General features: G+C 74.2%; 20 protein-coding genes, 1 tRNA gene and 1 pseudogene. 7 read left to right on the top strand and 15 right to left on the bottom strand.

Going from position 1 to position 22,544, the window contains the following annotated elements; genetic code table 11:
- Position 1 precedes the first annotated feature (1 nt).
- From FHS87_RS05635 to FHS87_RS05600, 8 genes are all read right to left on the bottom strand, one after another.
- Positions 2-1,171 (bottom strand): beta-ketoacyl-ACP synthase, encoded by a 1,170-nt coding sequence (locus FHS87_RS05635; protein ID WP_184514789.1) that lies wholly within the window; start codon positions 1,169-1,171, stop codon positions 2-4.
- Complete coding sequence (locus FHS87_RS05630) at positions 1,168-1,626, bottom strand: 3-hydroxyacyl-ACP dehydratase FabZ family protein (RefSeq protein WP_184514787.1); 459 nt, start codon at positions 1,624-1,626, stop codon at positions 1,168-1,170. The genes FHS87_RS05635 and FHS87_RS05630 overlap by 4 nt, the downstream gene beginning before the upstream one ends.
- Positions 1,627-1,634: 8 nt before the next feature.
- On the bottom strand, positions 1,635-1,928 hold the full coding sequence (locus tag FHS87_RS05625) for an acyl carrier protein (RefSeq protein WP_184514785.1): 294 nt from the start codon (positions 1,926-1,928) through the stop codon (positions 1,635-1,637).
- A 149-nt stretch (positions 1,929-2,077) separates the two neighbouring features.
- Positions 2,078-4,975: a PAS domain S-box protein gene (locus FHS87_RS05620; RefSeq protein WP_221299582.1), complete on the bottom strand. Its 2,898-nt coding sequence runs from the start codon at positions 4,973-4,975 to the stop codon at positions 2,078-2,080.
- Positions 4,976-5,092: 117 nt separating this feature from the next.
- Positions 5,093-5,178: transfer RNA gene (locus FHS87_RS05615), tRNA-Leu, on the bottom strand.
- A 56-nt stretch (positions 5,179-5,234) separates the two neighbouring features.
- Positions 5,235-7,652 (bottom strand): PAS domain-containing protein, encoded by a 2,418-nt coding sequence (locus FHS87_RS05610; protein ID WP_184514783.1) that lies wholly within the window; start codon positions 7,650-7,652, stop codon positions 5,235-5,237.
- A gap of 70 nt (positions 7,653-7,722) precedes the next feature.
- Complete coding sequence (locus FHS87_RS05605) at positions 7,723-8,115, bottom strand: cupin domain-containing protein (RefSeq protein WP_184514781.1); 393 nt, start codon at positions 8,113-8,115, stop codon at positions 7,723-7,725.
- Positions 8,116-8,184: 69 nt separating this feature from the next.
- The gene (locus tag FHS87_RS05600; protein WP_184514779.1) at positions 8,185-9,003 is read right to left on the bottom strand and encodes a DUF2189 domain-containing protein; all 819 of its coding nucleotides are present in this window, start codon (positions 9,001-9,003) and stop codon (positions 8,185-8,187) included.
- Positions 9,004-9,206: 203 nt separating this feature from the next.
- Between FHS87_RS05600 and FHS87_RS05595 the strand changes: the two genes are divergently transcribed.
- Positions 9,207-9,701 carry a disulfide bond formation protein B gene (locus tag FHS87_RS05595; RefSeq protein WP_184514777.1) on the top strand — a complete coding sequence of 165 codons (495 nt, stop codon included), beginning with the start codon at positions 9,207-9,209 and terminating at the stop codon, positions 9,699-9,701.
- Positions 9,698-10,264: a demethoxyubiquinone hydroxylase family protein gene (locus FHS87_RS05590; protein WP_184514775.1), complete on the top strand. Its 567-nt coding sequence runs from the start codon at positions 9,698-9,700 to the stop codon at positions 10,262-10,264. The genes FHS87_RS05595 and FHS87_RS05590 overlap by 4 nt, the downstream gene beginning before the upstream one ends.
- Before the next feature lie 24 nt (positions 10,265-10,288).
- Here the strand turns inward: FHS87_RS05590 and FHS87_RS05585 are convergent, their stop codons facing one another.
- Complete coding sequence (locus FHS87_RS05585) at positions 10,289-10,966, bottom strand: hypothetical protein (RefSeq protein WP_184514773.1); 678 nt, start codon at positions 10,964-10,966, stop codon at positions 10,289-10,291.
- Between the two features lie 113 nt (positions 10,967-11,079).
- Here FHS87_RS05585 and FHS87_RS05580 point away from each other — a divergent pair.
- The 4 genes and pseudogenes from FHS87_RS05580 to FHS87_RS05565 all read left to right on the top strand — a co-directional run.
- Positions 11,080-12,309 (top strand): annotated as a pseudogene (locus tag FHS87_RS05580) (HWE histidine kinase domain-containing protein); the annotation flags it as partial.
- A gap of 293 nt (positions 12,310-12,602) precedes the next feature.
- Positions 12,603-12,842, top strand: a complete 240-nt coding sequence (locus tag FHS87_RS05575; RefSeq protein ID WP_184515210.1) for a hypothetical protein — start codon at positions 12,603-12,605, stop codon at positions 12,840-12,842.
- 218 nt (positions 12,843-13,060) lie between these two features.
- The gene (locus FHS87_RS05570) at positions 13,061-14,284 is read left to right on the top strand and encodes a phosphatase PAP2 family protein (protein WP_184514768.1); all 1,224 of its coding nucleotides are present in this window, start codon (positions 13,061-13,063) and stop codon (positions 14,282-14,284) included.
- Positions 14,285-14,329: 45 nt separating this feature from the next.
- Positions 14,330-15,202 (top strand): diacylglycerol/lipid kinase family protein, encoded by an 873-nt coding sequence (locus FHS87_RS05565; RefSeq protein ID WP_184514766.1) that lies wholly within the window; start codon positions 14,330-14,332, stop codon positions 15,200-15,202.
- A 12-nt stretch (positions 15,203-15,214) separates the two neighbouring features.
- Here FHS87_RS05565 and FHS87_RS05560 read toward each other — a convergent pair whose 3' ends face one another.
- Together FHS87_RS05560 and FHS87_RS05555 are read right to left on the bottom strand one after the other, a co-directional pair.
- Positions 15,215-15,775 (bottom strand): HNH endonuclease, encoded by a 561-nt coding sequence (locus FHS87_RS05560; protein WP_184515152.1) that lies wholly within the window; start codon positions 15,773-15,775, stop codon positions 15,215-15,217.
- A 253-nt stretch (positions 15,776-16,028) separates the two neighbouring features.
- Positions 16,029-16,694 carry an alpha/beta hydrolase gene (locus FHS87_RS05555; RefSeq protein WP_184514764.1) on the bottom strand — a complete coding sequence of 222 codons (666 nt, stop codon included), beginning with the start codon at positions 16,692-16,694 and terminating at the stop codon, positions 16,029-16,031.
- 44 nt (positions 16,695-16,738) lie between these two features.
- On the opposite strand from FHS87_RS05555, the gene gluQRS reads away from it, so the two are divergent.
- Positions 16,739-17,611, top strand: coding sequence for a tRNA glutamyl-Q(34) synthetase GluQRS (gene gluQRS / locus FHS87_RS05550; RefSeq protein ID WP_184514762.1), 873 nt, complete (start codon positions 16,739-16,741; stop codon positions 17,609-17,611).
- A 21-nt stretch (positions 17,612-17,632) separates the two neighbouring features.
- On the opposite strand, the gene FHS87_RS05545 is transcribed toward gluQRS, so the two are convergent.
- From FHS87_RS05545 to FHS87_RS05530, 4 genes are all read right to left on the bottom strand, one after another.
- On the bottom strand, positions 17,633-19,639 hold the full coding sequence (locus tag FHS87_RS05545; RefSeq protein WP_184514760.1) for a PAS domain S-box protein: 2,007 nt from the start codon (positions 19,637-19,639) through the stop codon (positions 17,633-17,635).
- A 72-nt stretch (positions 19,640-19,711) separates the two neighbouring features.
- Complete coding sequence (locus FHS87_RS05540) at positions 19,712-20,596, bottom strand: PhzF family phenazine biosynthesis protein (protein ID WP_184514758.1); 885 nt, start codon at positions 20,594-20,596, stop codon at positions 19,712-19,714.
- Positions 20,597-20,713: 117 nt separating this feature from the next.
- Positions 20,714-21,520, bottom strand: a complete 807-nt coding sequence (locus tag FHS87_RS05535; protein WP_184514756.1) for an ABC transporter substrate-binding protein — start codon at positions 21,518-21,520, stop codon at positions 20,714-20,716.
- Between the two features lie 28 nt (positions 21,521-21,548).
- Positions 21,549-22,532: a tripartite tricarboxylate transporter substrate-binding protein gene (locus FHS87_RS05530; protein WP_184514754.1), complete on the bottom strand. Its 984-nt coding sequence runs from the start codon at positions 22,530-22,532 to the stop codon at positions 21,549-21,551.
- Positions 22,533-22,544: the final 12 nt, after the last annotated feature.

Raw genomic sequence — 22,544 nt, 5'->3', positions numbered from 1 at the left:
TTCACTCCGCGCCTGTCAGAGTGGGCCGGGAGAGGAGGGCGAGGGCCTCGCCGCGCCACTGGCCGAAGCCGGTGACGAGGACGCGCCGGAGGTCGGGCGCCTCCCCCGCATCGGCAGGGTCCATCGGCGCGAAGAGGGCGCCGCGGGAGAGGGCGAGGGCGGCCAGCGCCACATGGGCGGGGAAGGCGCCCTCCACCCCGTGGCCGATGAGGCTGGCGGGGTGGCGGACGGGGGCGTTGAGGTCGCGCAGGAAGGCCTGCTCCTCCCCCCAGATGCCGCGCACGCCGGTAGCACCGGAGATGACGGCGTCCACCCCCTCGGGCGCGACGGCGGCGAGGAGGCTCTTGGCCGCGGCGGTCGCGTCGCCCGCGACGGTGCGGCGGGCGGCGGTGCTGGCCACCGCGTCCAGTTGCGCGAGGATGCGGGCGCCGCGGGCGCGGGCATGCTCCTCGGTCTCCAGCACGAGGAAGCCGGCCATGCCGCCGAGCGTCATGCCGTCGCGCTCGGAGAGCGGCCTGTACGGGCCTTGGTGGAGGCCCTCGCCGCCGCGGTAGAGCAGCAGCAGGTCCCAGCGCTGGGCCGTCATCGCGCCGCCGACGAGGGCGATCTCGCCCCGGCCTTCCGCGAGGCGGGCATGGGCGATGCGCACGGCATCGGCGGCCGCGCTCTCCTCGCCCATGAAGGTGCGGGAGGAGCCGGTGACGCCGTGGACGATGGAGATGTTGCCCGCCAGCAGGTTGGAGAGCTGGGCGAGGAAGAGGGTCGGGCGCAGGCCCGTGGCCAGCATCTCGTTCAGCCGGGCGCCGTCGCCGGATTCCGCCAACTCGGCATTCACCTGCTCGTCCAGCGCCAGGTCGCGCTCGCCGCCGCCGGCGGCGACGATGAGGTGCATGTCCTCGACCAGCCCGCGCGCATCCGCGTCGTCGATGGCCAGGCCCGCGGCATAGGTCCCCAGGCGCTGCCAGGGCTCCATCTGCCGCTGGTCGCCCTTCTTCGGGATCTGTTTGTCCAGCGCGAGGGCGGGGAGGGGGTGGACCGGCCAGGGGGCGTAGGTGGTCTCGTCCACCACGGGCTGCGTGCCGGCGGAGAGCGCATCCCAATGCGCATCCGCGCCCTCACCCAGCGCGGTGACGAGGCCGATGCCTGTGATGACGACTGACTTGCGGTTCATGCCGCGTGGCCGGGCAGGCCGATCCGGGCGGCGCTGGCGCGCATGGCGGCCTCCAGGTCGGGATTGGGGAAGGGCATGGAGCGGAGAAGGATTTCCGCGTCCGCGATGCGCCGGCCCTCGCTCGTCACGCGCGCCTCCGTCACGGTGTAGCCGGAGCCGTCATGCGTGACGCGGGAGGTGACGTCGAGCGGCGCGTTCGGGCCGACGAAATGGCGGAACTTCGCCTCCTTCACCGACATGAGGAAGGGCATCCGGGCGAAGCCGTTGCGCCCAAGGATGAGCCAGCCGCTCGCCTGCGCCATGGTCTCCACCAGCAGCACGCCGGGGACCAGGGGATGGCCGGGGAAGTGCCCCTCGAAGACCGGCGAGGCCTCGGGCACGCGGCTCTCGACCGCGATCGCGTCCCCCTCCAGGGACACGACCCGGTCGATCATCTGGAAGTATTCGAGGCGCATCGGGCGCCTCAGGCGCCCTTGGCGGCGACCAGCTCGTCGATGCGCGCGGCCAGGTTCTTCATGACGAAGTAGTGCTCCGCGGGCTTCTCGCCGGCATTCACCTCCTGCGTCCACTTCTCCACCGGCACCTTGATCCCGAAGGCCTTGTCGATGGCGAAGACGATGTCGAGGAAGTCGAGGCTGTCGATCCCCAGGTCCTCGGTAACGTGGCTGTCCGGGGTGATGCTGTCGCGCGCGACCTCGCTGTTCTCGGCGATGATGTCGGCCACGCGGTCGAAGGTAGCGGTCGTCTCGGCAGCCATCTGGCGGCTCCTGGTCAGGCGTCGCCCGGCCGGGCCTGAGGGGGCCGGGCCGGGGCGGGGTCGCGGAAGAACGGCGCGGGTGATGGACCGGAATGGGGGGCGAAGTCCAGGGGCGGCGGCCGGGGGACGCGGAGCAACCACCGCGCCCCTCAGCCGATCATCGCCCGGATCCGCTGCGCCAGGGCGTCGGTGGAGAAGGGCTTGGTCACCAGCTCCATGCCGGGCTCCAGGAAGCCGCGGATCGCGGCGTTCTCGGCATAGCCGGTCATGAAGAGCACGCGCAGCCCGGGGCGGCCGGCCCGGGCGGCATCGGCGAGCTGGCGGCCGTTCAGCCCGGGGAGGCCGACATCGGTGACGAGGAGGTCCACCCTCTCCCGCGTCTCCAGGATGCGAAGGCCCGAGGGGCCGTCCGATGCCTGGATGGCGCGGTAGCCGAGTTCCGAGAGCACCTCCACCACGAGGTCGCGCACCGCCGGCTCGTCCTCGACGACCAGCACCACCTCGCCCTCCTCGGTGGCGCGCAGCGGCGCCCCGGCGGCGCGGGGCGCCTCCGCCGGGGGCGCGGCCTCCTCCGCCGCCTCTCCCTCGCCCTCGAAGCGGGGCAGGAGCAGCGTCACCGTCGTGCCCTCGCCGGGGGCGGAGCGGATGCGGACCGTGCCCTCGGACTGGCGGGCGAAGCCGTAGATCATGGAGAGGCCGAGGCCCGTGCCCTGGCCGATGGGCTTGGTGGTGAAGAAGGGCTCGAAGGCGCGCTCGATCACGTCGGGCGTCATGCCGGTGCCGGTGTCGGAGACGGAGATCGAGACGTAGGGTCCTGGCCGGACCTCGCGCAGGCGCGCGGCCGGGCCGGGGCCGATGCGGAGATTGGTCGTCTCCACCGTGAGGGTGCCGCCGTCCGGCATCGCGTCCCGCGCGTTGATCGAGAGGTTGAGCAGGGCGCTCTCGAGCTGGTGGGGGTCGCAGAGCGTGTGCCAGAGGTCGCCCGCCGCGCCGATCTCGAGCCGGATGCTCTCCCCGATCGTCCGGCGCAGCAGCTCCTCCATCGAGCCGACGAGCGCGTTGGCGTCCACCGGCACGGGGGCGAGGGGCTGGCGGCGGGAGAAGGCGAGGAGCCGGTGGGTGAGGGCGGCCGCGCGGTTGGCCGAAGCGAGGGCGGCGGCCACGTAGCGCTCCACCTCCGCGATCCGCCCGGCGGCGATCCGGCGCCGCATGAGGTCCAGGCTGCCGATCACCCCGGTCAGCAGGTTGTTGAAGTCGTGGGCGATGCCGCCGGTGAGCTGGCCAACCGCCTCCATCTTCTGTGCCTGGCGCAGCGCGGCCTCGGTGGCGTGCAGCGCCTCCGCCCCCTCCTTCTCCGCCTGGATGTCGCGGCCGACGGCGTGGATGAAGTGCTCGTCGGGCACCGCGGTCCAGGAGAGCCAGCGGTAGCCCCCGTCCCGGTGGCGGTAGCGGTTCTCGAAGCGGAGCGTGGTAATGCCCTCGGCGAGGCGCCCGACCTCGGCAAGGGTGGAGCCGACATCCTCGGGATGGACGAGGTCGAGGAAGTCGCGGCCGATCAGATCTTCCGGCTCCCAGCCGAGGAGGGTGGTCCAGGCCGGGTTCACCGCGTGGATCTGCGCCTCGAAATCCGCGACCAGCATGATGTCGGTGGAGAGGCGCCACATGCGGTCGAGGTCGCGCGTGCGCTCGGCCACCCGCGCCTCCAGGTCCGCGCGGGAGCGGGCGAGGGTCTCGCGGGCCTCGACGATCTCCTGGATGTCGGTGCAGACGCCGGTCCAGCGGCGGATGGCGCCGTCCTCCCCGCGGGTGGGCAGGGCGCGGGCGAGCCACCAGCGCCAGGCGCCGTCCGCGCGGCGCAGGCGGAACTCGGCCTCGTAGGGCGTGCCCGAGGCCACGGATTCCAGCCAGCGGGTGCCGGCGGAGGGGCGGTCCTCAGGATGGACATAGGCCGACCAGCCGCCGCCATCGGGGCGGCCGGGGATGGTGCCCGCGTATTCGTGCCAGCGCGGGCTGGCGTAATCCACCGACCCCCCGGGCGTCGCGGTCCAGAGAAAGCCCGGCACGGCGCTCGCCACCTCGCGCAGCCGCGCCTCGCTCTCGGCCAGCTCGCGCTCGGCCTCCCGCTGGGCCGTGCGGTCGCGCAGGACCTTGACGAAGCCCATGGCGGCCCCGGCCTCGTCGAGCAGCGGGGTCAGCTCGCCCATGGCCCAGAAGCGCTCGCCGCCCCGGCGGTTGTGCCAGCGCTCGTCCGGGGACTTGCCGCGCCTCAGCGCCTCCCGCATCTCCACGGACGGGCGGCCGCCGGCGCGGTCCTCCGGGGTGAAGATGCGCGCGGCGGGCTGGCCGAGCATCTCCTCCTCTTCCCAGCCGAGGATGCGGGACGCGCCCTCGTTCCAGCCGGTGACCCGGCCCTCGAGATCCGTCACGATGATCGCGTAGTCCGTGACGCTGTCGAGCACCTGGTGCGCCCGGGCCTCGCTGTCGCGCAGCGCGCGGTCCGCCAGCACGCGCCGGGTCGTCTCCGTGCAGGGGCAGAAGATCCCGTCCACCCTCCCGCCCTCGCCGCGGATCGGGGTGTAGGAGAAGGAGAAGTGCGTCTCCTCGGGGTAGCCGTTGCGCTCCATCACCAGGGTGATGTCGTCCATGTGGACGGGGGTGCCGGACAGGGCCCGGGCGACGAGCGGGGCCAGCTCCGCCTCGATGTCCCACCACACTTCCAGGAAGGGCCGGCCGAGGGCGGCGGGGTGCTTCGCGCCGAGGATCCCGGCATAGGCGTCGTTGTAGATGAGGGTCTGGGCGCCCCCCCAGATGACGAACATCGGCTGGTTCGCCCCCAGCATCACGCCGACGAGCGCCTTCAGCGCCTCGGGCCAGCCCTCCGGCGGGCCGAGCGGGGTCCTCTGCCAGTCATGGGCGCGGATGAGGGCGCCGAGCTGGCCGCCCCCGGAGAGAAAGCTGAGCATGGTGACGCAGGTCACGCCGGGCAGCGCGAGGCCGGCTGCTCGCCCGCGGCGGGGCGGCGGACAGCCCGCGGGGAGTGGCGCCATTGCGTCATGCGGAAGGCTTTGCCGCCTGGGGGCGCGGGTGGGAAGGCTGCCGGCTTCAATTCGGCTTGATCCTGGGCTGGGCAGCGAGAGGGATGACCCCTGGAGATGGGTCATCCGTGGTGCGGGTGGCCGGTTTCGAACCGGCACTCTGTCGCCAGAAGCGGATTTTGAGTCCGCCGCGTCTACCGTTCCGCCACACCCGCGAAGCCGTGGCCGGGCCCCTGGATGCCATGCCGGGGCGGGTCTCGTCCAGAAGGGGTCAGCCGGCCTCGAGCATGCTCCGGATGCGCGTGCCCAGCGCGTCCAGCGCGAAGGGCTTGGTCATCATGTCCATCCCCGTGCCGAGAAAGCCGCTGCGCAGCGTCGCCGTCTCGGCATAGCCGGTGATGAACAGCACGCGCAGGCCCGGGCGGGCCGCGCGCGCGATCTCGGCGAGCTGGCGGCCGTTCAGCCCGGGAAGGCCGACATCGGAGATCATGAGATCGATCCGCTCGTCCGACTGGAGCACGGGGATCGCGGCGCCCGCATGCGCGGCCTCCAGGTAGCGGTAGCCCAGCTCGTCCAGCACCTCCGTCACGAGCAGGCGCACCGTGGGATCGTCCTCCACCAGCAGCACCGTCTCCCCCCGGCCCCGTGGCGCGGCGGCATGGGTGGCGCCCTCGCGCTCCGCCAGCGGGGCGCCGGCGCGGGGCAGGAGAAGGGTGAAGGCGGTGCCCTGGCCCGGCGTGCTCTCCACCCGCACATGGCCGCGCGACTGCTTGGCGAAGCCGTAGATCATGGAGAGGCCGAGGCCCGTGCCCTGGCCGATGGGCTTGGTCGTGAAGAAGGGCTCGAAGGCGCGGGCGAGGACGTCGGGCGGCATGCCCAGCCCCGTATCCGCCACGCGGATGGCGACGTAGTCCCCCGCCGCCATCCCTTCCTCGCCCGGCTCGGGCAGGGCCTGGACCTCGCGGCCGGTCTCGATGGTCAGCAACCCGCCATCGGGCATCGCGTCCCGCGCGTTGATGGCGAGGTTGAGGATCGCGTTCTCCAGCTGGTTCGCATCCGTCAGGGCGGGCCAGGGATCCGGGTCCAGCCGGATCCGCAGCCCGATCTGCTCGCCCAGCGTGCGGCGGAGCAGCTCCTCCATCCCGGCAACGAGGGCGTTCGCGTCGAGCTGCCGCGTGTCGAGCGACTGGCGGCGCGCGAAGGCGAGGAGGCGGTGGGTGAGCGAGGCGGCCCGGGCGGCGGCGCCCGAGGCCGCCTCCATGTAGCGCCCGACCTCGCCGCTGCGCCCCGCCTCGATCCGGCGGCGCATGATGTCGATCGAGCCGATGATGCCCGTCAGCAGGTTGTTGAAGTCGTGCGCGATCCCGCCGGTGAGCTGGCCCAGCGCCTCCATCTTCTGGGATTGGCGCAGCGCCTCCTCGGCGGCGGCCAGCGCGCGCTTGGCCTCGCGCTCGGCGGTGATGTCGCGCCCGGTGGCGTAGATGAGCCCGGACTCGTCGGGCGCGGCGGCCCAGGCGATCCAGCGCGCGCCGCCATCGGCGTGGCGCAGGCGGTTCTCAAAGCCGGACAGCGCGCCGGCGGCGGCGCGGCGCAGGGCATCGCGCATCGCCTCCCGCTCCTCCGGCGGGACAAGGGCCTCCATGGGCCTGCCCGCCAGGCGCGCGGGGTCGAGGCCGAGCACCCCCGCCCAGGCCGGATTCGCCGCGCGCAGCACCCCGTCCGGGCCGATCACCGCCAGCAGGTCCTGCGAGGCGCGCCAGAGCCGGTCGAGCTGCCCCGTGCGCTCCGCCACGCGGCGCTCCAGCTCGGCGTTCAGCTCGCGCAACTCGGACTCCGCGCGACGGGCCTCGGTGACGTCCACGCCCTCGACGAAGATGCCGTCCACCGTGCCGTCGGCGATGGGCTGGAAGACGAAGTCGAGGACGCGCTCCTCCGCGGGCTCGCCGGGCGCGCGCTCCAGCAGGACAGAGGCGGCGCGGGCGACATAGGGCTCGCCCGTGGCACGCACGTGGTCGAGGAGGTGGAGGAAGCCCTGCTCCGCGATGCCGGGCAGGACCTCGGCCAGCGGCAGCCCCGCGACATCGGCGCGGCCGATGAGGTCGAGATAGCTGCGGTTGGCGAAGTCGAAGCGGTAGTCCGGGCCGCTGAGGACGGCCATGAAGCTCGGCGAGCGCTCGAAGAGCTGGCGCAGCCGGTCCAGCTCCGAGAGGCGCGCGCGCTCGGCCATCACCTGGCCCGTAATCTCCTGGCAGGCGCAGAAGACGCCGCCCACCGTCCCGTCCTCGCGCCGCAGCGGGGCGTAAAAGAAGGAGAAGTGCGTCTCCTCGGGATAGCCGTGGCGGAGCATGGTGAGCTGGATGTGGTCCATGCTCGTGCCCTGCCCGTCGTAGCAGCGGTCGATCAGCGGCCCGACCTGGTCGAGGATCTCGTGCCAGACCTCGTCGAAGCGCCGGCCGAGGGCCGCGGGGTGTTTCGCCCCGAGGATGCCGGCATAGCCGTCGTTGTAAAGGATGATCCGCTCGGGGCCCCAGGTGGCGAACATCGGCTGGTTGGCCGCGAGCATCACCCCGACGATCGTCTTGAGCGGCGACGGCCAGCGGCGGGGGTCGCCGAGCGGCGTTGCATCCCAGTCAAGGGTGCGGATCCGCTCTCCCATCTCGCCGCCACCCGCGAGAAACCGTAGTGCCATGCCTCTCCCGCGCCCGCTGCCCGAAGCGGGCCTGCACGAGTATAGGGGGTGGCGGCGAGGTTGAAAGCCGCTACCCCTCCCCGGGCGGGCCGGGGGCCTCCGTCTCCGCCGTGTGGAAGGCGGCGGGGGAGGTCACCTCCAGCATCTCCAGGTCGGCCGAGTGCGCGACCTCCCTGTGCCGGACGCCGGGGGGCTGGACCACACTGTCCCCGGTCTCCAGCAGCACCTCGCCGATGTCCTCGTACTCGAAGCGCACCCAGCCCCGGAGGACGAGGACGAGCTGGAAGCCGAGGTCGTGGGTGTGCCAGCGCGGCATCGCCCCCTCACCGGGCACGGCGCGGATGATGTGGGCCGCATGGCCGCCCCCCGTTGCCTCTCGCACGCCGAGGTCGCGATAGGCGAAGAAGCCCCTGAGCCCGGCGTCGTAGGACGCCCCTGCCGCCTTGCTGACCGTCGTGCGCATGGATCTCCCCCTTGCCGGGCGGCGGCGCGCGGCCGCCGCCCCTGAGAGGCCATCATGCACCCCGCCGGGTCAGGCGAGCACTACCTTGCGATAGAGCCGCCAGGTCGCATGGCCGAGCACGGGCAGCACGAGCGCCAGCCCCACGAAGAGCGGCAGGCTGCCGAGGAAGAGCAGCCCCGCCACGATCATCCCCCAGAGCGCCATCGGGAAGGGGTTCATCGCCACCGCCCGCAGGGAGCTGCGGATCGCCGTCATCGGCCCGACGGGGCGGTCCAGCAGCAGCGGGAAGGAGATGACGGAGACGGCGAGCACGAGCACGGCGAAGAGCAGCCCGGCGATGTTGCCCAGCAGCATCAGCCGCCGGCCCTCCTCCGTGTGGAAGACCTGCCGCGTGAACTCCTCCACCGAGGCCGGGCGTGCGCCGCCGAAGATGCCGTCGAAGATCGCTTGCGCCGTGAAGAGCCAGGCGACGAAGATCGCCAGCAGCATCACGCCGAGGATGACGATGGCGCCGAGATTGGGCGAGCGCAGCACGCCGAAGGCGTCCGTCCAGCGCGCGGGCAGCCCGGCCTCCCGCCGCCGGCTCAGCTCGTAGATGCCGAGCGCCGCGACCGGCCCGACGAGGGCGAAGCCCGAGATCAGCGGCCACATCATCGGCATCAGCTCCCCGTCCGAGGCGACCTGGGCGGCGACGAGGCCGATCACGGGGTAGATGAGGGCGAGGAAGACGAGCTGCGTCGGATGGGCGAGGAAATCGCCCCATCCCTCGCGCAGCGCGCTCAGGACATCGTCCGCGTCGATCCGTCGGATTCTTGGCTCCCGCGCCGCTTCCGCCCGCGGGGCGATGCGGTCCAGGGTGGTTGCGCCGGCGCCTCTTGCTGCCGCCATCACACGTCCTCCCGGGCGCCGCTTCCTGCGGCTGCCCTTGTTTCTGTTCGGAAGGCCCGGGGACCATCGCGGAAGAGGAGGAACGCGCCGCGCGGTGCCGGGTCGTCCATCCACGGAGTTGGTGCCGCCGGGCGGAAGGACAAGCCCAGGGTGGCTGGCGGCGGGCTTGCGGCGCGAGGAGGGGAGGGGCAGCTTGCGGCGCCATGAGGCTCCCCCTCCACGCCCTCCTGATCGCCCTTCTCGCCGCGGCGGCGCCGCTGGTCGCGCTGGGGTCGGAGCTGTTCCTCGGCATGGCCCCCTGCGCCCTCTGCCTCTGGCAGCGCCCGCCCTACTGGGCGGCGGCCGCCATCGCCGTGCTGGCGGCGGTGCTGCGCTCGCGCGCGCTGCTGGCGGTGGCGGGGCTGGCCGTGCTCGCCTCGGGCGCGGTCGCGGGGCTGCATGTCGGGGTGGAGCAGGGATGGTGGCCGAGCCCGCTGCCCTCCTGCGCCGCCCCCTCGGTGGCCGGGGCGGCGGGCGGCGCCGCGAGCGTGGACGACCTCATGCGGAGCCTCGCCCCGGTGCCCTCCAAGCCCTGCGACGCGCCCGCCTTCCTCATTCCCGGCCTGCCCGTCTCGATGGCGGCGATGAACCTGGCCTACGCGCTTGCGCTGGGCGGGCTGGCGCTTACCTGGGCCCGTAGAGAGACGGAGGACGCATGAGCACGACCGAGGGGCGCAGCACGCTGGAAGGTCGCCTGCCCGGCGATCCCACGCCACGCGAGTACGTGGAGCGCACGATCCGCGTGGACCATGCCGGGGAGTACGGGGCCAAGCGCATCTACGAGGGGCAGCTCGCGGTCCTCGGGCGCACGAAGTACCGGCCCATCCTGGAGCACATGAAGGAGCAGGAGCAGGTCCATCTCGACACCTTCTCCCGCCTGATCGCCGAGCGCCGGGTGCGGCCGACCGCCCTGCTGCCGATCTGGCACGTGGCCGGCTTCGCCCTCGGCGCGGCCACCGCGCTGATCGGGCATCGCGGCGCCATGGCCTGCACCGTCGCGGTGGAGGAGGCGATCGACGAGCACTACGCCGCCCAGTACGAGACGCTCGGCGAGGACGAGAAGCCGCTGCGCGACGAGATCGAGCGCTTCCGCCTGGAGGAGCTGGAGCACCGCGACATCGGGCTGGAGAACGAGGCGGAGCTGGCGCCGGCCTACAAGCTGCTCGCCGCCGTCATCAAGGCAGGCTGCAAGGTGGCGATCAAGGTGAGCGAGCGGGTCTGACCCGCCCGCCCAACGCCTTCCCCCCTACGTCCTCCATGTCGGGCCGGAGCCGGGCAGGCGCGGCCGGCGCGGCGTGGGCGGCGGGGGGGCGGGCGGCGCCGCCACGGGGGGCGGGGGCAGGGGCGCCTCCACCGCGGCCGGCACCGGCTCGGGCGGGTTCCCGGCCAGCGCCCCGATCACCCGCATCGTGACGCCCAGCAGCGGGTCCCGCAGGCCGCGGCGCAGGTCCGCCGCCTCCGGCGCCAGCATCATCGCGAGGAAGACCCGCCGCTCCAGCAGCGTGGCGCAGGCGAGCTGGCGGCGGGGGATCTCCCCGCGGAGCTGCGCGTCGAGGCAGCGGGCCACGGGCCCCGCCTCCGCCGCGCGGACGGCGAAGTGGCGGAGCGCCACGTTCTCCCGGCGGGAGGCTGCGTCCACCGCGACCGCGCGGGCCACCACCTCCATCGCCACTCCCAGCTCCGCTTCCTCTCCGCCCACCCGCGCAGGCGGCGCGAGCGCATGGATCGAGAGGGCCGACCCGTTCGGATGGACGTAGCGGGCGAGAGGGGTGCCCGGCGTCCCCTCCGGCGGAAGCCGGCGGAAGCCGTCGATCTCCTGGGGCAGGCGCCCCGCCACGCTTTCCGGCACCGGCTCGGGAAGGGTGCGTCCGCCGCAGGAGGCGAGGAGGAGCGCGAGAAGAGGCAGGACAGCCCGGCAGTGCATCCCGCCCTTCTAGCCCGGCGAGGCGCGGCGGCATAGGAAGTCCCGGGGCGGCAGGCGTGGCGGAAGGGCGGCGCGGGACAACCGGCTCGCCCCGAGAGGTGTTACCCCCGGCAATGCAGCGGCTGACCGACGGCGTGATGAATCAGGAGATGCCCGGGACCCCGGGTGAGAGGGGAGCGGCCGGGGGCCGGGAGCGGACCGTCCGCACGCGCCTCATCCTCATCGCCCTCTCGGTCGCCCTTCCGGCGGCCCTCGCGCTCGGCCTTGCCGCCCTGGAGGGCTGGCGCACCGCGCGCGAGCGGACGGATTCGATGCTGCGGGCCCGGGCCGAGGCGCTGGCGAACGGCGTGGCGCGCGAGCTCACCCTCGCCCGCGCGATGCTGGAGGCCCTGGCCACCTCCCCCGCCCTGGCCGGCGGCGACCTGGAGGCCTTCCACGGCCAGGCCGCCCGGGTGAGGAGGGGCCCGGACACGCGGATCTCGCTCAGCGGCCCTGACGGCCAGGTGCTCCTCCACTCGCGCCTTCCCTGGGGTGCGGCGCTGAGCCCGCGCGGGGATCGCGAGGTGGTCCGCCAACTCTTCGCGACCGGAGAGCCCCAGGTTTCCGATACCTATTCCGGGCCGGTAAGCGGCGATCCCCTCGTCGCGGTGGACGTGCCGGTGCGCGGCGCCGACGGGGTGGTGCTCTACGACCTCAGCATCGGCCTGTTCGCCGCCTCCTTCAGCCAGGTGATCGCCGAGCAGCGCCTGCCCGCGACCTGGCGCGCGACCGTCCTGGACGGGAAGGGCGTGCTCGTCGCGAGGAGCCACGGCACGGAGAGGTTCGCCGGCCGCATGGCCGCGCCTCGTTCGCTGGAGGCGATCCGGGCGGGGATCAACCCCTTCGAGACGACGGCGCAGGAGGGGGTGGCGGTGCGCGGCGCCCATGCGCCGGTGCCGGGCACGCGCTGGACCGCGGTGGTGGTGGTGCCGCAGGAGGAGCTCGCGCGGCCCCTGCGCGCGGGCCTCATCACCGCCGCCGCGACGGGGGGCGGGCTGCTCCTGCTCGGCCTCTTCCTCGCGCTCTGGCAGGGGCGCCGGCTGACGGCGGCCTTCTCGGCCCTCGCCGCGGGGGCCGACGCGCTCGGGCGCGGCGAGGTCCCCGCCCGCCCTCCGCGGGGCGTGGCGGAGGCGAGCCGCGTGGGGGCGGCCCTCGTCCGCGCCGCCGGGGCGCTGGCGGAGCGCGAGGCCGAGCGGGCCGATGCCGACCGCCGGCAGGCGATCCTGATCAACGAGCTGAACCACCGCGTGAAGAACACGCTCGCGACCGTCCAGGCCATCGCCGCCCAGACCCTTCGGCGGGAGCAGGGGGAGAGGGCGCAGGCCTTCACCGATCTCACCACCGCCTCCGCGCGCTCGCCCGTGCCCATGACCTCCTCGTGGCCGGCACCTGGGGCGACACGCCGCTGCCCCAGGTGGTCCGCGCCGCCCTCGCGCCCTGGACGGAGGCGGGCCGCATCCGCATCGCCTGCCACTGCGGGGAGGTCTTCCCCACCCTCCGGCCCGTCCAGGCGCAGGCGCTCGTCCTCGCCCTCCACGAACTCGCCACCAATGCGGCGAAGTACGGCGCCATCTCCAGCCCCGAGGGGATGGTGACGGTGGCCTGCGCGGCCGATCGGGGCGGGGCCCGGGTGGAGTGGGCGGAGAGCGGCGGGCCTCGGCTCGAGCCCGGGGTGCAGCCGCGCCGCGGCTTCGGCACGCGCCTGCTCGAGCGCGCACTGCCGCGGGAGCTCGGCGCCGGATCGCAGGTGTCGCTCCGCTTCGAGCCCGGGGGACTGCGGGCCGTGATCACGATCGGATCGGCGCCGCGGGAGCCGGCGGAGCCCGCCGGGGGCTGACCCCCGCTCCTCGGCAGCCCGCCGCGGAGGCATGACATCCTTGTTACAGGCCTGTGACCGAGAAAGGAAATTAGTAAGTACTGGGGTCTGAACGATCGTCTTGCTACGGGGAGGAAGGATTGCTCCTGACAACGGGCCCGGAAGCCCTTCCACGGCAACATAGCCGGCTCCTCGGTGCCACGGAGGCCAGGAGCGGAAGTTTCCCCTGGGTCCGTCCGATGGTCGGCGTCGCCTTCGTCCTGGTCCTCATCCAGGAGGCCGTCTCCCTCAGGCTCGGCACCATCGCGCCGCACGACTATTTCAGCCCCACGGTGCAGGCGCCCACGGCGCTCGGCGCCTTCGTGCTCACCTTCATCCTCGTCTCGCCCTCCGCCCGGGTCCGCATCCTCATCCTCGGCCTGGGGATCGAGGGGGCGCGGATCCTGTTGCAGGTCGCCACGGGGCGGCCGCTGCTCAACCTCGTGCTCTTTCCCGGCTTCGGCCTGGGCGTCGCGAGCTGGGGCTACCTTGCCTGGGAGGTGCTGGCCACGCGCGGCGCTGAGCGGCAGCGCAACATCGACCTGCTCGCCGCCGCCCTCGCCTTCCCGCTCGGGAACCTGCTGATGTGGCCGAGCGTCTTCGGCAGCATCCCCTTCCTGCCCGTGCTGTTCGACGGCGTGCTGCTCCGCCTCGACGCCACCCTCGGCTTCCAGCCGGCCGCAGCCGTCGGGGCGCTGTTCCGGGAGGTGCCGCCGCTCTTCGCGCTGCACCTCTTCGTCTATGTCCAGCTTCCCCTGGCGATGTGCGTCATCGCCGGGCTCGAGGCGCGGTCGGGGCGGCGGCTGGGGATCGGCCTCATCCCCGTCTCCCTCGCGGCGGCGGGGATCGGCTACGCCTTCTACCTCGCCGTGCCGGCGGTCGGGCCTCGGCCGGTCTTCGGCGATGGCTTTGCCGAGGCGATGCGGGGCCTTGCGGTGATGCCGGCCGAGCCCGTGGTGAACACCACCCACCCCCGCAACGTCATGCCCTCGATGCACGTCACCTGGGCGCTGCTGATCCTTCTCGCCGCCCGGCTGCACGGGAGGCGGGTGCTGATCGGGGCCGCCCTCTTCGCGCTCGGCACCGCGCTGGCGACGCTCGGCCTGGGGGAGCACTACTTCGTCGATCTCGTCGTCGCGCTGCCGCTGGTGCTGCTCATGCGCGGCCTCGGCGCGAACGGCCTTGCCATGGCGCGCGGGGAGCGCTGGGGCGCGGTCGCCCTCGGCGTGGCCCTGCTCGCCGGCTGGGCGCTGATCGGGCGCGGGGTGATCGACCCGACGACCCGGGCCGGGCTAGCGCCGATGCTGATGGCCGCCACGGCCTTTGCCTGCATCGCGGCGGAGAGGACCCTCTTCCGCGCCGAGCGGGGCCTGCGGGCGGCTCCTGCCCTGCCGATCCGCGTGCCCGTGGGGAGGCTGGGCTAGGGAGGGGTCACGCCGGCCCCGTTACCGGCTATCCACCCCCACGCCATGCTGATCGTCTTCAATCCCACTGCCGGCTCGCGCCGCCAGCGGCGCCTGGACCGCGCGCTCGCCGCCCTGCGCGGGCGGGGCCTCCGGCCCGAGGTCGCGCTCACGGCCCGCCCGGGCCATGCCGAGGAGATCGCGCGGGAGGCCGCGCGGGCGGGGGCGGGCACCGTGGTCGCCGCGGGTGGCGACGGCACGATCGCCGAGGTGGCGAGCGGGCTCGCCGGCGGCGAGGCGGTGCTCGGCATCCTGCCGCTCGGCACGGCGAACGTGCTCGCCTGGGAACTCGGGATTCCCCTCCCGCCCGAGGGTGCGGCCGCGGTGCTGGCGGAGGGGCGCATCGCCGCCCTTCGCCCGGGCATCGCGCGCTTCGGGGATGGGCGGACGCGGCTCTTCCTCCAGATGCTCGGCGCTGGCTTCGACGCCGAGGTCGTCGCGCGCCTCGACCTCGGCCTCAAGCGCCGGATCGGCCGGGGGGCCTATGTCTGGCAGACCGCGCGGGAGCTCTCCCGCTACGCCTTCCCCCCCGTGACCGTGCGGATCGGCGGGGAGGCGGTGACAGCGGCCGGGGTGGTCGTCACCAAGGGGCGCTTCTATGCCGGGCGCTACATGCTCGCCCCGGGCGCGCTGCCGGGGGAGGCGGGCTTCCACGTCGTGACCTTCCGCCGGCCGGGCGCGCTGGCCACCGCCCTCTACGGCGCGGCGCTTCCGCTCGACCTCCTGCCCCGACTGCCCGGGGTGGAGGCGCGGCGCGCGGCGGCGCTGCGGATCGAGGGAGGCTCCGTCCCGGTGCAGACCGATGGCGACCCGGCCGGCACCCTGCCGGTCGAGATCGAGGACGCCCCCGCGCCGCTCCGCATCCTTCTTCCGCGCTGAGGCACCGGGGCCTCAGCTCTCCAGCTCGGAATCCCAGTAGAGGTAGTCGCGCCAGCTCTCGTGCAGGTGGTTCGGCGGGAAGGCGCGGCCGTTCTCCTGCAGCTCCCAGCTCGTCGGCTGGCGCGGGCGGTTGCGGGGATGCATCCCGATCTCCCGTGGCAGCTTCGAGCCCTTCCGTAGGTTGCAGGGCCCGCAGGCGGCGACGACGTTCTCCCAGGTCGTGCGCCCGCCGCGGCTGCGGGGGATGACGTGGTCGAAGGTGAGATCCGGCGCCGGGCGCTCCAGCCCGCAGTACTGGCAGGCGAAGCGGTCCCGCAGGAAGACGTTGAAGCGGGTGAAGGCCGGGCGGCGCGCGGCGGGGATGTACTCCTTCAGCGCGATCACGCTCGGCAGGCGCATCGTCAGGCTCGTGGAGTGGACCTCCGTCTCGTACTCGTTCAGCACGGAGACCCGGTCGAGGAAGACCGCCTTCACCGCGTCCTGCCAGGACCAGATGGAGAGCGGGAAATAGGAGAGCGGGCGGAAGTCCGCGTTCAGCACGAGGGCGGGGAAGGACCGGCCGCCCAGGGGCATGCCGAAGCCGGGAAGATCGCCGCAACCCCCGCCGAGCCCTGACCCGCCGTGTATTCCGCTCGCGTGTAATCCGTCTGGCACGCGCCTCTCCTTGCCGGAGGCGCGGCACCACCATCCCTGGGGCTCGGCCGGGCGGTCGGGCCCCAGCTCACGCGGCGCCGCCCCGAACGGGGGGAGGATGGCAGCCGCTCGCGGGGGGCGCAACTCGCGCCTCCCCCTGCTTCATGGGAACGTCACGCAACGCCCGCCGCGCTCAGATCCCCGGCAGCCCCGCCGCGGCGCGCTGGAGGGAGATGGCGCCGGCGGAAAGCCCCGCATCGTCAATGCCGTGGCCGAGGCGGGGAGAGTACACGGCCTCCACCGGCACCCCGGCGTCGCGGAGCTGCCGCTCCGCCGCGCGGCTGCCGGCCACGGGCACCACCTCGTCCGCCTCGCCATGGACGAGCAGCACGGGCGGGCGGCCGCGCAGCTCCGCGCCGAGGGACTCGGGGCCGAGGAGAAGGCCGGAATAGGCAAGGATGGCGGCCGGCGGGGTCGCCCGGCGCAGGCCGCAGAACAGGGCGGTCATGGCCCCCTGGCTGAAGCCCATCAGCATCACATGGGTCTCGGGGATGCCGGCCGCCGCGCATTCGCGCGTGATGGCCGCATCCAGCACGGGGGCGACGGCGCGCACCCCGGCCTCCAGCCGCGCGGGGCTGCGGTCGCTCAGGTCGAACCACTGCCTCCCGAAGGGCGCGCCCTGATAGGGGGTGGGGGCGTGGGGGGAGATGAAGAGCGCCTCCGGCACGGCCTGGCCCCAGCGGGGGGCGAGGTCGATCAGGTCGTTCCCGTCGGCGCCGACGCCGTGGAGGAGGAAGACGATCTGCCTCACCCGGCCCTTCGAGGCGGGGCCCCAGCGGGGCCCGTCCAGCTCTGCCATGACGCTTTCCTTCGGTGTCCCGCCCGGCTAACCCGGGCGCCGCGATGGCAGCAAGCCCCAAGGCCTACCCGGCCGCCACAGATACCACCACACGTTTCGCGCCCAGCCCCACCGGCCTCCTCCATCTCGGCCACGCGCATTCCGCCCTCATCGCCTGGCGCGCGGCGCGGGAGGCGGGCGGGCGCTTCCTCATCCGGATCGAGGACATCGACCGCACGCGCTGCCGGCCGGAATTCACCGAGGCCGTGCTGGAGGACCTCGCCTGGCTCGGGCTGGAGCCGGACGGCCCCGTGCGCGTCCAGTCCCGCCACTTCGGGGAGTACCGCGCGGTGCTGGAGAACCTCCTCGCCCGCGGCCTCCTCTATCCCTGCTTCTGCACCCGGGCCGAGATCGCGCGGGAGGTGGCGGCGATCGGCGCCGCGCCGCACGGGCCGGAAGGGGTGCTCTATCCCGGCACCTGCCGCCGCCTCTCCACGGCGGAGCGGGAGGCGCGCATCGCCTCGGGCGAGGTCTACGCCCTGCGGCTGGACATGGCGGCGGCGCTGGCGGAGGCGGGCGGGCCGCTCCTTTTCGAGGAGGTGGGCGAGGGCCCTCTGCGCTGCGATCCCGCCCGCTTCGGGGACGCGGTGCTCGCGCGCAAGGACACCCCCGCCTCCTACCATCTCTGCGTCACCCATGACGACGCGCTCGGGGGCGTGACGCTGGTGACGCGGGGGGAGGATCTGAAGCCCGCGACCGAGCTGCACCGGCTGATCCAGGCGCTGATGGGCTGGCCCGCCCCCGCCTATCGCCACCACCGCCTGCTGCTCGGCCCCGACGGCAGGCGGCTGGCCAAGCGGGACGGGGCGCCCGCGCTGCGGGAGCTGCGCGCGGCCGGGCGGAGCGCGGCCGAGGTGATCGCCATGGCCGGGGGCTGATTGGGGGGGCGCCCGGCGCCCTCAGCGCCCGGCCCGGACCCCGCGGAGGGGAAGGGCGATGTCGCAGACCAGCCCCGTCCTGGCCCAGTCCAGCGCCACGGTGCCGCCGAGCTGCTGGCGCATGGTGCCGTCCAGCACCCGCGAGCCGAAGCCGCGCCCCTCGGGCGGGGCTGCGAGGGGCGGGCCGCCCGTCTCGGCCCAGCGCAGGCTCAGCGTGCCGTCCCGGAGCGTCCAGTCGATCCGCACCTGCCCGCCCGGCACGGAGAGGGCGCCGTGCTTCGTCGCATTCGTCGCCAACTCGTGCACCGCCATGGCGAGGGGCTGGGCGGCGCTCGCGGGCAGCATGACCGGCTCGCCCTCCAGCTGGGCCCGCCGGCCGTCGCCCCCGAGGAAGGGGCCCACCTCGCCCGAGAGAAGGGCGCGAAGGTCGGCGCCCGCCCAGCGGTCCTCGGCCAGGAGGGTCTGGGCGCGCGCCATGGCCGCCACGCGGCCCTCGATGGCCTGGCGGTAGGAGGGGAGGTCGGCGGCCCGCGTCAGCCGCAGCGCCGCCTGCACCACCGAGAGCGCGTTCTTCGCCCGGTGGTCCACCTCCCGCATCAGCAGGAGCCGCCGCTCCTCGGAGGCCTTTCGCTCGGTGATGTCCTGGGCGACGCCCGCGATGCGGCTGGGGGCGCCGGTGGCGGGGTCGTGCTCGACCACGGCGCCGAAGGAGCTGACCCAGGCCCATTCGCCATTCGGGCGCCGGACCCGGAACTCCGCCTCGAAGCGCGCCGCCTCGCCCCGGGCGGCGGCGCTGAACTTCGCCTTCGCCTCCGGCCGGTCCTCGGGGTGGATGGCGTCCAGCCAGGACCTGAACTCGAACTCCCTGTCGGACGGCACGGCGGGCAGCACGCGGGTGAGGGGCCCCGCGCGGGTACCAGCGCCGCGGAGGATGTCGTACTCCCAGGTGCTGAGCCGCGCGGCCTCGATCGCCAGGCGCAGCCTCGCATTGCTCGCGCGCAGCGCGGCCTCGGCGGCCTTCTGCTCCGTGATGTCGAAATGCGCGCCATAGGTCACGTCCCGCCCGGCCAGGCGCATGCCTTGCACGCGCACGAGCACGTCGCGGAGCTCGCCGCTCCGGGTGCGGTGGCGGGCCTCGAAGCCCTGGAGGCCGGGGCGGATCGTGCCCGCGCGGGCCCGCGCCCGGATGGCGTCGCTGTCGGCGAGGGTGTCGAGGTCCCGGATCGTGAGCCGCGCGAACTCCTCCCGCGAGTAGCCATAGGCCTCGCAGGCATGGGCATTGACGTCCAGCACTTGGTGCGTCGTGGGGTCGATGATGATGAGGGCGAAGGGGGCGAGGTCGAAGAGGGTGCGGTAGCGCTCCTCGCTCTCGCGCAGCGCGGCCTCGGCGCGGGCGCGGCCGACCGCGTCCCAGGTCCGGTCGGCCACCTCGCGCACCAGCCCGGCCTCCTCGGCCGTCCAGCGACGGGGCCTGGATTCGTGGGCGTAGAGGGTGGCGGTCAGCCGGCCGGCCTTGACCAGCGGCGCCACGACCAGGGCGCGGGCGCCGATGCTCTCCCAGGCCACCTGGCTCGCCCTGCCCTGCGTGCGCGGATCGGTCCTGAAATCCTCGATCACCACGGTCCGCCCGGCGCGCAGCTCCGCGACCAGGGTGGGGCCGAAGGCGGCCAGCGGGCGGGGGGTGTCGGCGAGGCCGGCCACCGAGCCGTCCGTCCAGTCGCGCTCGACGCGCACGGTCCCGCCTGCCAGGTCGATCTCGCCATAGCCCGCGCGGGAGATGCCGAGCGCGCGGCCGAGCATGCCGGCGGCGGCGGCCATGGCCTCCACGGGATCCGAGAGATCGCGCAGCAGCGCGTCGAGGTCCTGGCGGAAGGTCTCGCGCGTGTCGGCGCCGCCGCGCTCCTGCGCCTCCAGCAGCCGCAGCGCCGCGCAGAGCGCCTCGTCGGCGTCCCGGTAGCGGCCGGAGGCGAGGCGGGCTTGGAGGAGCGCCTCGGCCTCCGCCGCCCGCTCTGGGTCACGCAATCGCATGGCTGCCAAGGCCATCCCCGGCCGTTCCATGTCAACCATCACAGGTAAATGATAGGTCCGGAAGGGAAACTTTCAGAGATTTGCCTCGCCCCGCAGCACCGGCACGCAGCCGCCCCCGACCGTGGCGCGGATGCCGTCCGCGCCCCGCCGGGCGGTGGTGCGGAGAAGGCTCGGGCGGCCCATTTCGGTGCCCTGGGAGATGTCCAGCCGCGCCTCGGACGCGTCGGTCAGGGAGAGAAGAAGGGCGGCGAGGGGGGTGGCTGCGCTGCCCGTCGCCGCGTCCTCCACCGTGCCGCCGAGCGGGGCGAACATGCGCGCGCGGACCCGGCCCGGCCCGTCATGGGCGTAGAGATAGAGGCTGGCGCGGCCCCCGAGGCCGGGATGGGCATCCGCCATTCGCCGGAAGGCGGCGGTGTCGGGCAGGGCGCGGGAGAGGGCCTCGGGCGCGGCCTCGGCGATGATGAAGGGGTTGCCGGTGCCCGCATGGACCGGCTGATGGGCCCCCGCGCGGATCTCCGCGGGGTCGAGCCCGGCCAGGGCGGCGATCGCGGCGGGGTCGAAGCGCTCGCCGGTCGTCAGGGGCTGCGGGGCGGCGATGGTGGCGCCGGTGACCCCTCCCTTCGCGTCGCGCTCCACCCCCACCTCCACCAGCCCCGCGATCTCCTCGAAGAGAAGCCGGTCCGCGCCGGAGGAGCCTCCCAGCACGAAGCCCGTGCCGACATTCGGGTGGCCGGCGAAGGGCATCTCGTACTTGCGGGTGAAGATCCGCACGCGGGCGGTGTGGGCGGGGTCCTCGGGCGGCAGGACGAAGGTGGTCTCGCTCAGGTTGAACTCGGCGGCGAGGGCCTGCATCTCGGCGTCCGACAGGCCGCGCGCGTCGGGGAAGACGGCGAGCGGGTTGCCGCCGAAGCGGCGGTCCGTGAACACGTCCACGGTGACGAAGGGGTAGCGGCGCATCGGTCCTCCCGGCGCTCCTGGTGGTGGTTCAACCGCCGGCATCGCCCCTTTGCGCGGCCCGGGAAGCCCGGTCCCTGCGCGGCGCGGCGGCCATCGGCGGCGGGGCGTGTGCCGGGCCTAGCGGGCGGGCGGGGCGACCTCCGCATCGCCCTGGCCGCTCGCCGCCAGGGCGCGGGCGACGAAGCCGGAGGCCTTCATCTCCTCCACGAAGGCGCGGAGCCAGGGAAGGGCGACGTCCCGGCCCGCGGGGATGCCGATGGCCTGCTCGATCACCATGAAGCGCCCGGGGATCACGCGCATCCCGGGATTGGCGGCGGCATAGGCGACCAGCGGCTGCTTCACCCCGGCCGCGGCCTCCAGCCCTTCGCGCAGGAACAGCTCGACCGCTTCCGGGGAGCTGGGCGCGCGCCGGAGCTCCGCGCTCTTCAGGGCGCGGGTGAGATAGAGGTCGTAGGCGCTGCCGCGGCCGACCGCGACGCGCGTCCCCGGCCGGTCCACCTCCTCGACCGAGCGCAGGGGGGAGGCCTCCCGCACCATGTAGGTGCCCTCGATCACCACATAAGGCGCGGTGAAGAGGATGCCGGCGGCGCGGACGGGGTCGATGGCGAGGAAGCACAGGTCCCAGGCTCCCTGCTTCCCCGCATCGGTCACCTTCCCCGCGCTGTCATAGGTGACGAACTCCAGCGGCACGCCGAGGCGCCGCCCCAGCTCCGCCGCGAGCTCGGCCGAGACGCCGCGCGGCGCCCCCGTCGCCGGGTCGGGCTGGGCAAGGACGGGGTTGCCGAAGTTGATGGCCACCCGCAGCGTCCCGCTCGGGGCGAGGCTGCGGACGACCTCGGCCGGCGGGGCCTCCGCCCGCGCGGCGCCGTGGGCCATCAGGGCGAGCCCGGCGAGGCCGAGGACTGCGTGGCGGCGATGAGGCATGCTGCCCCTCCTCTGGCCGGGCCGGCGCTCAACCCGCGGATTGGGGCTGGATGCCCGCCTTGCGCGCGGCGTCGCCCCACTTCTCCAGCTCCGCCTGCACGAAGCGCCGCGTCTCCTCCGGGGTGGAGCGCACGACCTCGGCGCCGAGGGTCGCGTGTCGGGCGACGACGTCGGGGAGCATCACCGCCGCGCCGCAATCGGCCGAGAGCTTGGCCAGCACGGGGGCGGGGATGTTGGCGGGGCCCATCACCATGCCCCAGGTCGAGGCCTCGAAGCCGGGCATGAAGGCCTCGCCCACCGTCGGCACGTCGGGCAGCTGCGGCGCGCGGGCGGCGCCGGTGGTGGCGATCGCCTTGAAGTTGCCGGACTGGATATGGGCCAGCGCCGCCGGCACCGTGTCGAACATGATGTCCACCCGCCCGGCCATGATGTCCGGATGCGCCTGGGTGGAGCCGCGATAGGGCACGTAGGTCAGCTCGATCCCCGCGCGCTGGGCGAAGAGGATCGGCGCCAGGCGCACCACCCCGCCCGTGCCGGCGAAGGTGACGGGGGCCGCGCGGGAGTCCTTCGCCCGCGCCACCAGCTCGGCCGGGGTGGAGGGAGCGAAGTTCTTGCCGGCGACGATCACCAGCGGCGTGCGCGTGGTGAGGGTGACGAAGGAGAAGTCCCTCATCGTGTCGTAGGGCAGGCGGTAATAGGCCGCGTTCACGGGGTGCCCGACGGAAACGAGGGCGAGGGTGTGGCCGTCCGGCGTGGACTTCGCCACCACCTCCGTCCCGATGATGCCGTCCGCCCCCGCACGGTTCTCCACCGGCACGGGTTGGCCCCACTGGGCGGCAAGGGGTTCCGCGATCAGCCGCGCGGTGATGTCGGAGACGCCGCCCGGCGTGTAGGGCACGACGATCCGCACGGCGCGGCTGGGGAAGTTGCCCTGGGCGAGGGAGGGGCGCGCGAGAAGAAGCGCGGGCGCGGCCAGGGCGGCCTTCCCTGCGATGCGGCGGGTGATGGTCATGAGCGGTCCTCC

Source organism: Muricoccus pecuniae (assembly GCF_014199205.1).
GTDB lineage: Bacteria > Pseudomonadota > Alphaproteobacteria > Acetobacterales > Acetobacteraceae > Roseomonas > Roseomonas pecuniae.
Note: the sequence above shows the minus strand (reverse complement) of the source record. Positions and strands in the feature narration are given on the sequence as shown.